Source organism: Parafrankia sp. Ea1.12, assembly GCF_900465275.1.
Taxonomy (GTDB): domain Bacteria; phylum Actinomycetota; class Actinomycetes; order Frankiales; family Frankiaceae; genus Parafrankia; species Parafrankia soli.
In genome coordinates, this window is record NZ_UBIZ01000680.1 from 14,695 (window position 1) to 29,218 (window position 14,524).

12 protein-coding genes are annotated in these 14,524 nt (G+C 73.6%); 4 read left to right on the forward strand and 8 right to left on the reverse strand.

Annotation, left to right across the window (positions count from 1 at the left end):
- The first annotated feature begins 20 nt into the window (after nucleotides 1-20).
- Complete coding sequence (locus FMEAI12_RS35385) at nucleotides 21-896, forward strand: DUF3027 domain-containing protein (protein WP_235015116.1); 876 nt, start codon at nucleotides 21-23, stop codon at nucleotides 894-896.
- Nucleotides 897-1,185: 289 nt separating this feature from the next.
- On the opposite strand, the gene purL is transcribed toward FMEAI12_RS35385, so the two are convergent.
- From purL to FMEAI12_RS35405, 4 genes are all read right to left on the reverse strand, one after another.
- On the reverse strand, nucleotides 1,186-3,540 hold the full coding sequence (purL, locus tag FMEAI12_RS35390) for a phosphoribosylformylglycinamidine synthase subunit PurL (protein ID WP_112109377.1): 2,355 nt from the start codon (nucleotides 3,538-3,540) through the stop codon (nucleotides 1,186-1,188).
- Between the two features lie 151 nt (nucleotides 3,541-3,691).
- The gene (locus FMEAI12_RS35395) at nucleotides 3,692-4,735 is read right to left on the reverse strand and encodes an ABC transporter substrate-binding protein (protein ID WP_112109378.1); all 1,044 of its coding nucleotides are present in this window, start codon (nucleotides 4,733-4,735) and stop codon (nucleotides 3,692-3,694) included.
- Between the two features lie 171 nt (nucleotides 4,736-4,906).
- A complete protein-coding gene (locus FMEAI12_RS35400; RefSeq protein WP_112109379.1) occupies nucleotides 4,907-5,593 on the reverse strand; it encodes an ABC transporter permease in 687 nt (228 codons plus the stop codon).
- Between the two features lie 7 nt (nucleotides 5,594-5,600).
- Nucleotides 5,601-6,338 (reverse strand): ABC transporter permease, encoded by a 738-nt coding sequence (locus tag FMEAI12_RS35405; protein WP_368672144.1) that lies wholly within the window; start codon nucleotides 6,336-6,338, stop codon nucleotides 5,601-5,603.
- A gap of 130 nt (nucleotides 6,339-6,468) precedes the next feature.
- On the opposite strand from FMEAI12_RS35405, the gene FMEAI12_RS35410 reads away from it, so the two are divergent.
- Nucleotides 6,469-7,449 carry an ABC transporter ATP-binding protein gene (locus tag FMEAI12_RS35410; protein WP_071064021.1) on the forward strand — a complete coding sequence of 327 codons (981 nt, stop codon included), beginning with the start codon at nucleotides 6,469-6,471 and terminating at the stop codon, nucleotides 7,447-7,449.
- A 30-nt stretch (nucleotides 7,450-7,479) separates the two neighbouring features.
- On the opposite strand, the gene purQ is transcribed toward FMEAI12_RS35410, so the two are convergent.
- From purQ to FMEAI12_RS35425, 3 genes are all read right to left on the reverse strand, one after another.
- Entirely contained in the window at nucleotides 7,480-8,199 is a 720-nt protein-coding gene (gene purQ / locus FMEAI12_RS35415; protein WP_112109381.1) for a phosphoribosylformylglycinamidine synthase subunit PurQ, read from the reverse strand.
- 133 nt (nucleotides 8,200-8,332) lie between these two features.
- The gene (locus tag FMEAI12_RS35420; protein WP_112109382.1) at nucleotides 8,333-9,037 is read right to left on the reverse strand and encodes an ATP-binding protein; all 705 of its coding nucleotides are present in this window, start codon (nucleotides 9,035-9,037) and stop codon (nucleotides 8,333-8,335) included.
- Nucleotides 9,038-9,115: 78 nt separating this feature from the next.
- The gene (locus FMEAI12_RS35425; protein ID WP_112109383.1) at nucleotides 9,116-10,075 is read right to left on the reverse strand and encodes an NAD(P)/FAD-dependent oxidoreductase; all 960 of its coding nucleotides are present in this window, start codon (nucleotides 10,073-10,075) and stop codon (nucleotides 9,116-9,118) included.
- A 609-nt stretch (nucleotides 10,076-10,684) separates the two neighbouring features.
- On the opposite strand from FMEAI12_RS35425, the gene FMEAI12_RS35430 reads away from it, so the two are divergent.
- Together FMEAI12_RS35430 and FMEAI12_RS35435 are read left to right on the forward strand one after the other, a co-directional pair.
- Complete coding sequence (locus tag FMEAI12_RS35430) at nucleotides 10,685-11,710, forward strand: DUF5926 family protein (protein ID WP_112109384.1); 1,026 nt, start codon at nucleotides 10,685-10,687, stop codon at nucleotides 11,708-11,710.
- 7 nt (nucleotides 11,711-11,717) lie between these two features.
- Nucleotides 11,718-12,896, forward strand: a complete 1,179-nt coding sequence (locus FMEAI12_RS35435) for a geranylgeranyl reductase family protein (protein WP_112109385.1) — start codon at nucleotides 11,718-11,720, stop codon at nucleotides 12,894-12,896.
- A gap of 123 nt (nucleotides 12,897-13,019) precedes the next feature.
- On the opposite strand, the gene FMEAI12_RS35440 is transcribed toward FMEAI12_RS35435, so the two are convergent.
- Nucleotides 13,020-14,524: MinD/ParA family protein (locus FMEAI12_RS35440; protein WP_146776854.1), on the reverse strand; the 1,505-nt coding region annotated here is incomplete at its 5' end.

The following is a 14,524-nucleotide window of genomic DNA, read 5'->3' on the forward strand; positions in this document are numbered from 1 at the left end:
CCGAAACCCCCGCGCCGGCGGTGCGGGCGCGGATCGCGCGGACGGGACGTCTGCTGCGGGAGCCCGTCCTCGACGCGGTGTGCGCCGGCGCGGTGGACCTCGCCCGTGCCGCGGCCGAGGAGGAGGCCGATTCGCCCGCAGAGGTCGGCAGGCACCTCGGTGTCGAGGCCGAGGCGGAGCGGCTCGTCCTGCACCGGTTCGAGTGCCTCTCCCGCGCCTACGTCGGCTGGACCTGGACCGTCGTCGTCGCGCGTGCGTCGCGCATCCGGAAGGCGACCGTCAACGACGTCATACTGACGCCGGGCGAGGGCGCGGTGCTCGCCCCGGCCTGGGTGCCCTGGTCCGAGCGCCTGCGGCCGGGTGACGTCGGCGTGGGCGACCTGCTCCCGACGGCCGTGGACGACCCCCGGCTGGCGCTGCGGGCGAGTGACGCGGAGGAGATCGACGACCCCGAGGCCTGGATGGGGCTCGGGATCGGCCGCCCCCGGATGCTGTCGACCTTCGGCCGGGAGGAAGCCGCCGAGCGCTGGTACGGCGGTGACTCCGGGCCGGACGCGTCCATCGCCAAGGTCGCGCCGGCGGCCTGCCTGACCTGCGGCTTCCATGTCCGGCTCGTCGGTGCGCTCGGCCGCCTGTTCGGGGTGTGCGCGAACGAGCTCGCCCCGGATGACGGCCGGGTCACAGCCGTCGACCACGGCTGCGGAGCCCATTCGGAGGCGCTGATCGCGCCCTCGGCGCATCCGGAGCCGGTCCCCTTCGACGAGGACCCCTCCGACCTGACTCCGACCGACATCGAGCTGGTCGGGGTGGCCGCGCACTCCCCGGGCTCAGTCCCGGACCAGCCCCCCGGCACCGCCGACGCCGACGCCGGCCCGGAGCCCTACGGCCACTCCTGATCTGGTCGGGCACCTGCTGTCGGGCCGGGCGAAATGATGTGTGGCGATTGAGTGAGTCCATGGACTCACTCAATCGCCACGGTTGTTTTTGGGTGTCCGGAAGCCGATGATTTGTCGGGCTGGCTTGGCTTGGGTGTGGGTGGCGGCTGTTGGTCGCCAGGAAGGGGCTTGTGGGCGCGTTTCTGATTGTTTTGTAAGGCTCAATTCAATTGTTTAACCGGACATCGACCGCGCCGCGTCCGGGCCCGCACCGACCCGCGTTCGGGCCGTGGCCTCAGGCTCCGCGGCCTCAGGCTCCGCGGCCGAACAGGCGGGGCAGCGTGCCCTCGTGGGCCGCCCGCAGCTCGTCCAGCGGTATGGCGAACTCGCCGGCGACGTTCAGGCTTCCGCCTCCGCCGTTGCCGTTGCCAACGCCGTTTCCGCTGCCGCGGTCGGCTTCGCCGTCGGTCACGACGCCGATCTGCCGGCACGGCAGGCCCCGGTCCGCGCACAGCCGCGCGAAACGGTCCTGCTCGGCGGCGGGGACGGCGACGACCGCCCGTCCGGCCGATTCGCTGAACAGCTCGACGAACGCGTCCGCCCCGGCGGGCAGCTCGATCCGTGCCCCGTGCCCGCCTCGCAGGCAGGACTCGACCAGCGCCTGGGCGAGCCCGCCCTCGGAGAGGTCGTGGGCCGCGGTGAGCAGCCCTTCGCGGGAGCCCCCGACGAGGATCTCGCCGAGCAGCTTCTCCCGTTCCAGGTCGACGGCCGGCGGCGTCCCGCCGAGATGGCCGTGGGTCGCCCAGGCCCACTCGGAGCCGCCGAACTCGTCCCGGGTGTCGCCCAGCAGGAGCAGCGCGTCGCCCTCGTCCGTGAAGCCGATGGGGGTGCGGCGAGTGACGTCGTCGAACAGGCCGAGCACGCCGACGACCGGCGTCGGATGGATCGGCGCCGAGCCGGTCTGGTTGTAGAAGGACACGTTCCCGCCGGTGACCGGCAGGCCGAGCCGCCGGCAGGCGTCGGCGAGCCCGGCGCAGGCCTGGGCGAACTGCCACATGACCTCCGGGTCCTCGGGGGAGCCGAAGTTCAGGCAGTTGGTCACCGCGATCGGCTCGGCGCCGGCCGCGGTGACGTTGCGGCACGCTTCGGCCAGGGCGAGCTGCGCCCCGGCGAACGGGTCCAGCCGGGCGTAGCGGCCGTTGCCGTCGGTGGCCAGCGCGATGCCGAGCCCGGAGGCCGACAGCCGCAGGACGCCGGCGTCCTCGGGCTGGGCCAGCACCGTGTTGGCCTGCACGTACCGGTCGTACTGCTCGGTCACCCAGGCCCGCGAGCACAGGTTCGGGGAGGCGATCATCCGCAGCAGGGTCGCCCGCAGCGCGTCGCCGGTGCGCGGCCGTTCCAGGGCGGACGGCGTGTCCGCCCGCAGCACGTCAAGGTCGACCGGGCGGCGCATCGGGCGTTCGTAGACCGGCCCGTCGTCGGCGAGCGAGCCCGGCGGGACGTCCACGACGACCTCGCCGTGCCAGCGGACGACGAGGCGGCCGCTGTCGGTCACCGTGCCGATGTTGGTGGCGATCACGCCCCACCGCTCGGCGAGCGCCAGCACCTCGGGCAGCGCGTCCGGGGTGACGATGGCCAGCATCCGCTCCTGGGACTCGCTGGCCAGGACCTCGTGCGCCGCCATCGACGCCTCGCGCAGCGGTACGAGGTCGAGGTCGACCTCCATGCCGCCGGGCTGGCCGGTGGCGATGCCGGCGGCGGTCGTCTCGGTGAGCGCGCAGGTCAGGCCGGCCCCGCCGAGGTCCTGGATGCCGGTGACCAGGCCGCGGTCGAACAGCTCCAGGCAGCACTCGATGAGGATCTTCTCAGTGAACGGGTCCCCGACCTGCACGGACGGCCGCCGGGCCGGGCCGCCGCCCTCGTCGAAGGTGGCTGAGGCGAGCACCGAGACGCCGCCGATGCCGTCCCGGCCGGTTTTCGCGCCGAGCAGCACCACGGCGTTGCCGACCCCGGTGGCGGCGGAGGTCTGCACCCGCCCGACCGGCATCACGCCGACGCACAGGGCGTTGACCAGCGGGTTCCCGCCGTACACCGGGTCGAAGACGACTTCGCCGCCGATGGTCGGCAGGCCCAGGCAGTTGCCGTAGCCGCCGATGCCGGCGACCACGCCGGGCAGCACCCGGGCGGTGTCGGGGGCGTCGGCGGCGCCGAAGCGCAGCGGGTCGAGGATCCCGATCGGCCGGGCCCCCATGGTCAGGATGTCGCGGACGATGCCGCCGACACCGGTCGCCGCGCCCTGGTACGGCTCGACGAAGCTCGGGTGGTTGTGCGACTCGACCTTGAAGGTGACGGCCAGGCCCTCGCCGACGTCCACCACGCCGGCGTTCTCACCCATGCCGACCAGGAGCCGGTCTGTGGCCGGAGTGTCCCGGAACTGGCGCAGGTGCACCTTGGACGACTTGTACGAGCAGTGCTCGCTCCACATCACCGAGTACATGGCCAGCTCGGCGTCGGTGGGGACCCGGCCGAGGGTGGCGACGATCCGCTCGTACTCGTCGTCGGTCAGGCCCAGCTCGCGGTAGGGCTGGCGGTCGACGGTGCCCTCGCCCGGGCCGTCGGCCTGGTCGTCGGGGCTGGTCGTGGGGGCGGAAGGCGTTCCGGTCACGCCCCCATCCTGGCGGATGCGCGCCGGTCGGGTGGCGGCGACGCCGCGGGCGCCACCCCCGGCCCACCACAGAGCCCACCGAAGGGACGGCGGCTCGTCCCGCCGAGGCCCGGCTGGGCGCGCGGCTGGTCGGCCGCTGGTCGGTGACCGGTCAGCTGTCCAGCAGGCCCTTCTCGGCCAGGAAGTCGTGCGCGACCTCCTCGGACTTCTCCCGCTCCGCGTCCACCCTCTTGTTCAGCTCGGCCAGGTCCGCCGTCGTGAGCACCGGCGCCAGCGCGTTCAGTGCCGAGGTGATCTCCGGGGCGAGCGAGTCGGTGTTCACGATCGGCACCAGGTTGTCGGCGTTCTGGAGCTTCTTGTCGTCGGTCAGCACGACCAGGTTGTAGTCGTTGACGGTGGCGTCGGTGGTGAGCACCAGGCCGAGCTGCGCGGTGTTGTCCCGTACCGCGGCCTTGGTCTGGGCGGTCGCCACACCGGTTTCGACGATCTCGGAGATCTCGATCCCGTAGGTCTTCTCCAACCCGGGCTGGCAGAACGGGCGGGTCGCGCACTCGGCGCCCGCAGCGAGCTTCACTGTCAGGCCACTGGCACCCAGGTCGGTCAGGGTCGTCAGGTGGTGCTCCGCGGCAAAGGACCTGCTCACCGCGAAGGCATTCTGGTCGACCGCGTCGGCCGGCTCGAGCACGCTCAGGCCCAGCCCCTTCGCGAGGCGGCGCAGCCCGGCCAGCGACGCGTTCAGGTCCGACGACGAGACCGAGGCGGCTCCGGAGCCGTTGACCTGGGAGTTCAGCAGGTCGGCGTAAGTCGCCACATACTGCGGCATGGCGTCGATCTGCCCGCTCTCCAGGGAGGACTGGGCGATCTCGGTGCTCTGCACCGAGGTCCGCTCGACCTTGTAGCCGGCGTTGGTGAGCAGTTCGCCGTACATGTCGGCGAGGATCTTGCTCTCGGTGAAGCCGGCGTCGGCGACGGTGAGTGAACCAAGGCTGGCGCCGCCGGAGCCGTCGCCGCAGGCCGCAGTGGTCAGCGCGAGAGCCAGCATGGCCGCCGCCGCGGCACCCACCCGGCGCCGGCCGGCACGGCGCGGACACGGGCGGATCCGTCGGGTGCGTCGGGTGCGCCGGGTGCGCCGGCGCACGGCCTGCCCAGCCTCTGCCGCCACCGACGTTGGTTCGCTCACGTTCGCCGACCCCATCCCTCGTCCTGTCGCCGTTGTCGTTGGCGTGCGGCCCGGCCCCGCCCCGGGTCACCCTGCCGTGCGACCAGTTGCCAGTGCAACCCAGACCGGCCGTTGTCACCAGGACGACCGCAACTCGGAAACCCCGGCCGACGGCGACCTGCCGGACGTCCGTGTGGGCCAGGGCCGTCACGCTCCGGCGCGGACCCGCCCGGTGGAGCCGCCGCGGGGGGCCACGAGCCGCTGCGCGCACAGCAGGACGGCGTCCACCGCCAGCGCGAGCACGGCCACCAGCACCGCGCCGCCGACGACCTTGGGATCGTCGTGCTGGGCCAGGCCGTCCACCACGAACCGGCCGAGGCCGCCGCCGCCGATCAGCGCGGCGATGGTCGCCGTCCCGACGACCTGCACCGCCGCCAGCCGCAGCCCGATTATGATCATCGGCGCGGCCAGCGGGAGCTCGACACCGCGCAGGATCTGCCAGCCGGACATGCCCATCCCACGGGCGGCCTCGCGGGCGTCACCGTCGATCTCCCGGACGCCCACGTAGCTGTTCGTGACCAGCGGGGCGAGCGCGAAGAGGGTGAGCGCCGCGATCGTCGTCGTGTCGCCGATGCCGAGCGGTCCGATCGCCAGCAGCACGAGCACGGCGAAGGTGGGCACCGCGCGTCCGATGTTCGAGATGTTGATCGCCAGGGTGCCGCCGCGGCCGGCGTGGCCGAGGGCCGCTCCGAGTGGCAGCGCCAGGGCGGCGGCGATCCCGACAGACGCGCCGCTGAGCACGAGGTGCTCGCCGAGCCGGGCGAGGATCCCCTCGGGGCCGGACCAGTTGGCGCCGTCCGACAGCCACGACGCCGTCTTGGTGATCATGCTCATGTCGGGCTCATCCGCCGCGCGGCCCGTGCGTCCTGTGCGTCCTGTGTGCTCCGTGTGCCGTGTGTGCCCCGTGCGCGCCGTGCCGCCACGGGGTGAGCAGCCACTGCGCCGCGACGAACAGCAGGTCCGCGGTGACGGCCAGGGCAACGCAGAGCACGGACGCGGTCAGCACCTCGGCCCTGAACGTGCTGCCCAGCCCGTCGTAGATGAGGTCGCCGAGCCCGCCGTGCCCGATCGTCGCCCCGACCGTCGTGAGGGCGATCGTCGACACCGTGGCGACGCGCAGCGCGGCCATGATGGACGGCAGCGCGAGCGGCAGCTCCACGGTGACCAGCAGCCGGGCCGGCCCGTACCCCATCCCGACCGCCGCCGCCCGCACCTCGGGCGGGACGGAGCCCAGCCCGGTGAGGAACCCGCGGAAGAGGATCACCAGGGTGTAGGCGACCAGGCCGATCAGCACACTCGTCCGGGACAGGCCGGTGAACGGCAGCAGGATGGCGAAGAACGCCAGCGACGGCACCGTGTACAGGGCGCTGGTGGCGGCGCTGATCCAGGCGGCCAGCGCCGGCCGGCGGCGGGCGGCCAGAACGAGCGGGGCGGCGATCAGCGTGCCGTAGCCGACCGCGCTCACGGTGAGGCCGACGTGCTCGCGTAACGCGGCCATGATCTCGTCCAAGCGGGACGACACGTAGTCGCCACAGATCCACGCGTTGCGTTCCAGGCAGCCGTCCGCGAGGAGTGCCACCACTGCACGGTAGCCGTCCACCGGTAGAAAACCCGGGGGAGCGGGATGAGGTGCGGGAGCGGCGCTGTTTGCTCCGGTGACACGGTGGGGGCTGTGGGACGGAGCGCGTGTGGAGACGACGGCCCGACCGATGATCACCTTGGACGGGGTCGGCAAGCGCTACCCGGACGGCACGGTCGCCGTCGCGGACCTGTCCTTCGCGGTCGCCACCGGCGAGCTGATGTGCCTGGTAGGGCCGTCGGGGTGCGGCAAGACAACCGTCATTCGGATGATCAACCGTCTGGTGGAGCCGACGTCCGGGCGGATCACCGTCGACGGCGAGGACGTCGTCCGTTCGGACCCGGTGCGGCTGCGGCGGCGGATCGGCTACGTGATCCAGCAGGTCGGGCTGTTCCCGCACCAGACCGTCTTCGCCAACGTGGCGACGGTGCCGCGGCTGCTGGGCTGGAGCCGGTCGCGGACCCGGGAGCGGGTCCGGGCACTGCTCGAGCTGGTCGGGCTCGATCCCGGCACCGTATCGGTGCGTTATCCGCGGGAGCTGTCCGGCGGTCAGCAGCAGCGGGTCGGGGTCGCCCGGGCGCTCGCGGCCGACCCGCCCGTCCTGCTCATGGACGAGCCGTTCTCCGCGATCGACCCGATTGCCCGCGACCGGCTGCAGGTGGAGTTCCTCCGCCTGCAGCGGGAGATCCGCAAGACGGTCGTGTTCGTCACCCATGACCTGGCCGAGGCCGTCCGGCTGGGTGATCGGGTCGCGGTGCTCGGCCAGGGCGGCCGCCTGGAGCAGTTGGACACCCCGGCCCAGGTGCTGGGTGCCCCGGCCAGCCCGTTCGTCGCCGACTTCACCGGCGCGGACCGCATGCTGCTGCGCCTGTCCGTCACCCCGCTGCGCCGCGCCGACCTGACGGATCCGGCCGATCCGGCGGAGTGGGCCAACGCCCTGGCGGGGGTGGAGGTCGGTGCCTCGCTGCGGGAGGCGCTCGCGGTGATGCTCGCCACCGGGGACGGCAGAGTCGAGGTACGGGAGCGCGGCACGCCGGTCGGCGTGCTCACCCCATCCACCCTGCACGCCGCCCTGCGGCGTTCGCTGGCCGCCGATCAGGAGAACGGTTGAGGAGTCGGGCCGCCAGCCGGGGCCGGCGGGCTAGGCGGCGGGGCGGAGCAGCGCGCCGAGTACCGAGGTGAACATCCGCAGGCCGTCTGTGCCCGGACCGGTGAGCTCCTCGACGGCGTGCTCCGGATGTGGCATCAGGCCGACCACCCGCCGGTTCTCGCTGCACACTCCGGCGATGTCGTCCACCGAGCCGTTCGGGTTGCCACCCACGTAGCGGACGACCACCCTGTCCTGCGCGGCGAGCTGGGCCAGGGTCGCGGCGTCGGCGACGTAGCGGCCCTCGCCGTGCTTGACCGGGACGACGATCTCCTCGCCGGGGGAGTAGGCGCTGGTCCAGGCGGTGCTGGTGGTCGCGACCCGCAGCCGCTGGTCACGGCACACGAAGTGCAACCCCGCATTGCGGGTCAGCGCGCCCGGCAGCAGCCCGGCCTCGCACAGCACCTGGAACCCGTTGCAGATCCCCAGGACGGGCAGGCCCGCGCGGGCCGCCTCGACGACGGCGCCGACGACCGGCGAGAACCGGGCGATCGCCCCGGCCCGCAGGTAGTCGCCGTAGGAGAAACCGCCGGGGAGGACGACCGCGTCCACCCCGGACAGCTCGTCGTCGCCGTGCCAGAGCGGCACCGGCTCGGCGCCGGCGAGGCGCACGGCCGCCGCGGCGTCCCGGTCGTCCAACGAACCCGGGAAGGTCACCACGCCGACTCGCGGGGCGCGTGCCGCGCCGCCGCCGCCGGCAGCTGCTCCCACCATCTGCCCACCACCGTCCTCGACCCGCCCGCCAGGCAGCCGCGGTGACGCACCGCGATGATCTGCCGTGGCGTGCGCCTGGTGCCGCGCGATCCGCGCCGCGGCCGGGGTCTCAACCTACCGGCAGCGTGCCTCCTCAGGCGCCGTCCGGGGCGGGGTCGCGGTGCTGGCCCGACCAGGGCCCACGGCTCGAGCGCACCTGGCCGAGCTGGGCGCCGGGGGCGCTCTCATCCCAGGTAAGCAATTTCTCAAGATGCACCCGGGTGCCCGGGTGTGGTCCGTCCACGGTGTGGAACTGCACGTGATCCATGAGCGCGCGCATCAGGAAGATCCCACGGCCCTGTTCCGGGACGGCGTCGGTGGGCACCTGTTCGAGCCACTGCTGGTCGGAATACGGCTGGTCGGGATTCGACTGGTCCTGCCGCGGCTGGCCGGGACTGGTGCGCGTTACCCAGGCACCGGTGCGTGAAACCGCCCCGTCCGGATTCGCGTCGCCGGGATTCGCCTCATCCGGGTCAACGCCGTTGTGAAACGCGACGTCGACATCCTCCCGGACAGGGATTCCGCTGCCGTCGAAGGCCGCCAGGGCGTCGAAGCCCCCGCCGTGGTCGACGACCTCGATCGCCGCGACCTGGTTGTCCACGCCGACCGACACCTCGTACTCGTCGTCCGCCGTGGCGTGGAGGAGCACGTTCGCACACGCTTCGGTCAATGCAAGCTCGACATCGTCGATGCATTCTTGTGAAACACCGAGAACCTTCAGTGCCTGTGTGCAAATACGGCGGACGATCGGAATGGAGATCTCATCACGGGGGAGCGACAGACTGAGTTTGATCTCCATATCGCTCGGTGTACCCCGCCTACCGGACATCAATCGGAGGCATTCCGCCGGCGCGACCCGGCCGGGCGTCACGCGGGATCATCCGACCTCCTCGGCGATCGCCCGGGCGAGCTCGGTGCCCGACCGCCAGGCGGACTCGACCCGGGGCTCGCCCCAGCCGTCGCCGGCCAGCCCCACCCGAGCCTGGCCGAGGAAGTAGGTCCGCTCCCGTGGTTGCTCGGGGCGAGCGAACGTCCAGCGTTGGACGTATGTCCAGGCCGGGTCGGTGGGGATGCCGAGGAGCCGGCGGAGGGCCGCGGTGAGGTCGCCGGCGGCCGCTCGCGGGTCCGTCAGCCGGCCGGCGGCGAACTCCGCGGTGGAGTGCGCCACCAGAACGGGCGCGTTGTCGCCGCGCCGGCGGCCGTCGTCGGCGATCCAGGCGAGGGTCGGGTCGCCGTGGACGAAGGCGCCGTCCAGTGGGGGCCACCCTCGGGCCTCCCAGCCCGCGAGCAGGGCGAGCGCCGGGGACCACCGCCGTCCGATGAGCTCCGTGCGCTCCGTGTCGAGATCGGGGTCGAGGTGGCGCAGGGCCTGCGGATCGGGCATCGCCAGGACGACGGCGTCCACCGGTTCGCCGTCCACCACCGGCCCCGGGCGCACCATGCTGATCGGGGACGACTGCGAGACCCGCAGGCCGCCGCGGGTGGCGAGGTCGGCGACCAGCGAGCGGATGCCGTGCGGGGCGGCGTACCGCAGCGGGCCCGGCACCGGCTCGGACAGCGTCGCCGACGGGCCGTCGATCACCGGGAAGCGGTGCGTCCAGGGGCGGACGAGACCACGGATGAGCCAATCGTCGACGACCTCGATGAACTCTGGGCTGCGCGCGGTGAAGTACGACGCCCCGGCGTCGACGATCCGGCCGTCGATCCAGCGCGAGGCCATCCGGCCGCCGATCACCCGGCCGCGGTCGCGCACCTCGACACTGATGCCCCGCGCCCGCAGCTCGCGCGCGCACGCGACACCCGCGATCCCGCCACCTGCAACGATGACCTTCGCCACCCGTCAACCGCCCTGTGTGGTTCGCCTGTGTGCCTCATATGGACGCTGGTCGTCCGGTCCGGCGATCCGCGTTGGAGGGCCTGTGCCTCCATCGTGCCCTCACCGGGCCGGCCCGAGACCTCGCAACCACCTCCACGCATGCTGATCGAAGGGAAAACTCCCAGGTCGGAGAGGGTTAACTCGGAGGAGTAGGGGTTGAACCCCCATGTTGGTCACCTAAAGCGACCAGTTGAATACCTGGATTGATGCCGTTCGGGTGGAACGTCAGCGCAGCGGGCCTGTCTGCGTGAACGCGTCGGCACGCACACGGAATGTCGCCGGTGATGGCTGCTGGGTGGGAGTCGCGCACCGGCGGCGCATGTCGAACGTGACACCGGCCGTGCATGCCCTAGCCTTACCGCACGAATAACCGTCGGCGATCCTCGCCGCCGGCCGCGCCGGCCGCGCCGGCGCTCGCGCCGACACACGCACCAGCACACACGCACCAGCACACACGCACCAGGCGCAAGCGCCAGGTGCAGGCAAACGCACCAGGCAAACGCACCGACATCGTCATCGACCCGCCCCGCACGGCGCTCGGCGCCTCGGGCCCGACCCCGGAGGCTCGCGATCGCCCGCCGAACGACACCCAGCCGTCCCGGATCCGCCACCGCCACCGCTCTCGCTGACGTACCGGCGGTCGGCCCCCGCCAGCCCTGCCCGTGCGGCTCCGGCCGCCGGTACAAGGCCTGCCATGGGGAGCGCCGCCGGGCGGCCCCGGTGCTGCGCCCGTTCGCGGGCCGCGCGGACGAGCCGGACCTGGTCGCGCTGCGCGAGTTCGTCCCCAGCGCGACCGCGCCCCTGACCCTGTCGGCGGAGCACCTGGCCGCCCATCCCGGCCACGCGGACCGGCGGATCATCCTGGGCACGCTGCTGCCGCAGGCCGCGCCCGCGGTGGTCCGTGACGACGGCGAGATCCTGCTGGCGATGCAGACCCTCGTCGGCGGTCTCGACGCCTCGGCGGACGTCGCCGGCGCGCTGATCGCCGCGCTCGAGGCGAAGCCCGGCACGGTGGTGGACGGCGGGCCGGCGTCCGCGCCGCAGGCGGTGGAGCGGCTGCCCGGGGGCCTGGCGGACCTGCCCCGCCTCGCCGACCTGCTCGACCCGGCGCCGCTCGAGATCACCGTGCATCCCGGGTTCACCTGGTGGGTGCCGTCGTCGGAGGACGCCGAGCCGAGCGCCGACGTCGTGGCGACCCTGGATCGGGCGAACGCGACGGTCGTGCCGACGACCCGGTTGGCCTCCGTCCCGGCCGCCTACTGGTGCAGCCCCGGCGACCGGCTGCACCTGCGCTGGGTGCTGCCGCTCGACGCCGACCGGACGGAGGAGGCCCTCCTCGACGCCCTCGCCCGTCTCGCCGCCGCCGGCAGCCTCAGCGTCGGCGAGGGCTCGCGGTTCGTCGGGTCGTTCCGCGCCGACGGTCTTGTGGTCCCGGTGTGGGATCTCGCGCCGGGCGCCGACGCCGACTCCTGCGAGAAGCCCGCGGCCCAGCTGTGGACGGCGCTGCGCGAGACCCTCGACGATCAGCGGGAACTGACCGCGCAGGAGCGGCGGGTCCGCGCCGGCGTGGTCGGGCGCACGCTCACCCTCCGATAGGACGGCCGTGCCACCGGAGCCACCATCGCCGGTCTTTGACGTGGTCGTGCTGGGTGCCGGGCCGGCCGGCACGAGCGCGGCGCGCGCGGCCGCCGAGGCCGGCGCCCGGGTGTGCGTGCTCGAGCGGATGGCCGTGCCGCGGTACAAGACCTGCGGCGGCGGCCTGGTCGGCCTGTCCGTCGACCACGCCGGGATCGATCTCGCTCCACTCGTCCGGTCGCGGGTGGACGCGCTCACGTCGACCCTCGACGGCCGGCACCCGGTCACCCGGCGCAGCAAGGACGGCCGTCCGCTGCTGTCGATGGTGATGCGCTCGGAGCTGGACGCGGCGCTGCTCGACTCGGCGAAGGCGGCCGGTGCGGAGGTCCGCACCGGTGTGCACGTGACCGGGCTGCGCGAGGAGGGCACGGCCGAGCCCGGGCGTGGTGAGGTGGTCGTCCAGGTGCGGTCCGGGCCGGCGGTGCGGGCGCGGGTGGTGGTCGGCGCCGACGGCACCTCGGGCCGGGCCGGCACGCACGTCGGCGTCACCTGCGACCAGGTGGACGTCGGCCTCGAGGGCGAGTTCGAGGTGCCCGCCTCGGTGGCCGGCGAGTGGTCCGGCCGGATGCTGCTCGACTGGGGCCCGGTGCCCGGATCGTACGGGTGGGTCTTCCCGAAGGGCGACGTGCTCACGGTCGGGGTCATCGGCGCCCGGGAGCACGGGCCCGCACTGCGCCGCTACTACGACGCGCTCGTCGAGCGGCTCGGCCTCACCGCCGCCCCCCGGCTGCACGACTCCGGCCACCTGACGCGGGTGCGGGCCGCCGGCTCACCGTTGCGGCGCGGCCGGGTGCTTCTCGCCGGCGACGCGGCGGGCCTGCTCGACCCGTGGACCAGGGAAGGGATCTCCTTCGCGCTGCGCTCCGGCCGGCTCGCGGGCATCAGCGCCGCCGCCGGCGCGGCCGGTGACCCGACGGCCCTCGACCGGTACCCGGCGCGGATCGAGGGCGTGTTCGGGCCGGAGATCGCCGCGGGCAGGTCGGTGCTGGCGGTGTTCACCCGCCGTCCGGCGCTCATGCACACGATGATGACCCGGGTACCGGGCACGTTCGGGCTGTTCGGCCGGATCATCGAGGGCCGCTCCACGATCGCCCGCCAGCTGCGCCGGCCCGGCATGGCCGCCGTCATCGCTGCGCTGGGCCGCTGACGCCCGGCAGGGCGTCCCACACGGTGCCCGTCACGACGGCGGCGGGCCTGACCGGCGGCTCTCACGGTGGCCCCCACCCGGCGGCGCTCCGGACGGCTTCCGGGTGGCCCGCCACCGGGCGGGTCAGCCGAAGCGCTCGGCCACCGCTCCGGCGATCTCCTCGTAGGCCCGGCGGGTCTCCCGCCGGAGCTCGTCGAGGACGATGTGCCCGCCGCTGGCGAGATGCGGGTCGAACGGCACCCGGACGACCTGGCGGGTCCGTGACGCGAAGTGGTCCTCGAGCGCGTCGACGTCCACCGTCTCACCCTGCTGGGGGAACATCGAGATCACGGTCACGGCTTCGCTGACGTGGTCGTTGTAGCCGTGCGCGTCGAGCCAGTCCAGGGTGCCGCTGGCGCTCGCGCCGCCGTCCGCGCTCGCGTTGCTCACGATCACCAGCGTGTCGGCGAGCTCCAGCACCCCGTGCATCGCGCTGTGCAGCATGCCGGTGCCGCAGTCGGTCAGCAGGATCGAGTAATGCCGCTGCAGCAGGTCGTCGACCGCCCGGTAGTCCTCGTCTGCGAAGGCGTCCGAGATCTCCGGATCGCTGGCGGAGGCGAGCACCTCCAGCCGTGACGCCGACTGCGACAGGTACCGGCGGACGTCCACGTAACGGTGCAGCTGATCGGCGTCGGCGAGCAGATCGCGGACGGTGTGCCGGGTCGTCCGCTCGACCCGGACGCCGAGCGTCCCCCGATCGGGGTTCGCGTCGATCGCCACGACCCGGTCGCCGCGCAGGCTGGCCAGGGTGGACCCGAGCGAGACCGTCGTCGTGGTCTTGCCGACGCCGCCCTTGAGGGACAGCACCGCGATGCGGTGGCAGTCGTCGAGGGGGGTGCGGATCCGGGCGAGCAGACGCCGGTAGCGGGCCTCGTCCGGGGACGGGCCGGGATTGAGCGCGCCGGCCGACACCTGGTAGACCAGTCGCCGCCAGCCACGGGACGCGGTGTCCGGCGACGCCGGCAACAGGGCGGCGGGGGGCAGCCCCGTGCCGGACCGCGGGTCGTCGTAGCGCGGGTCACCGCGCGGCCCGTACTCGTCGGGTGGCCAGGTCTGCTCCCGCGGCCAGGACCTGTCGTGGACGTCGTCCGCGTCGACCCGGTCACCAGGCATCGGGTCATGGCGCACCTCGATGCCGTGCATCTCGGCAGCGTGCATCTCGGCAGCGTGCATTTCGGCACTGCGCACGTCGACGCCGCGCATTCCGGCGCTGTTGATCCCGGCGCTGTCGATCTCGGAGCCGTGGATCTCGGAGCCGGGCATCCCGGCACCGTAGGCCGGGCCGCTGTGGAACCCGTGGCCCCAGCCGCGGCCGGCTTGGTCCGGGGCGTCGTCGTGGTACAGCCCGGGGCCGGTGCCCGCCGGGCCGGGCGGCGGGGCCGACTGCGGGCGCGCCGGCGGCAGCGCGGGTGGCCCCACCGGATCGCGCAACCAGGACGCGACCCGGCCGGAGGTGTGCGGGTCGGTTCGCGGGATCGGCGAGGCCCCGGTGGCGCCCGGCGGCGGGGGCGGAGCCGGGTAGAGCGTGGACGGTCGGTACTCCCCGGTCGTCTCGACCGGGGTGGGGCCGGGTCGGGAAGCGGTGCCGG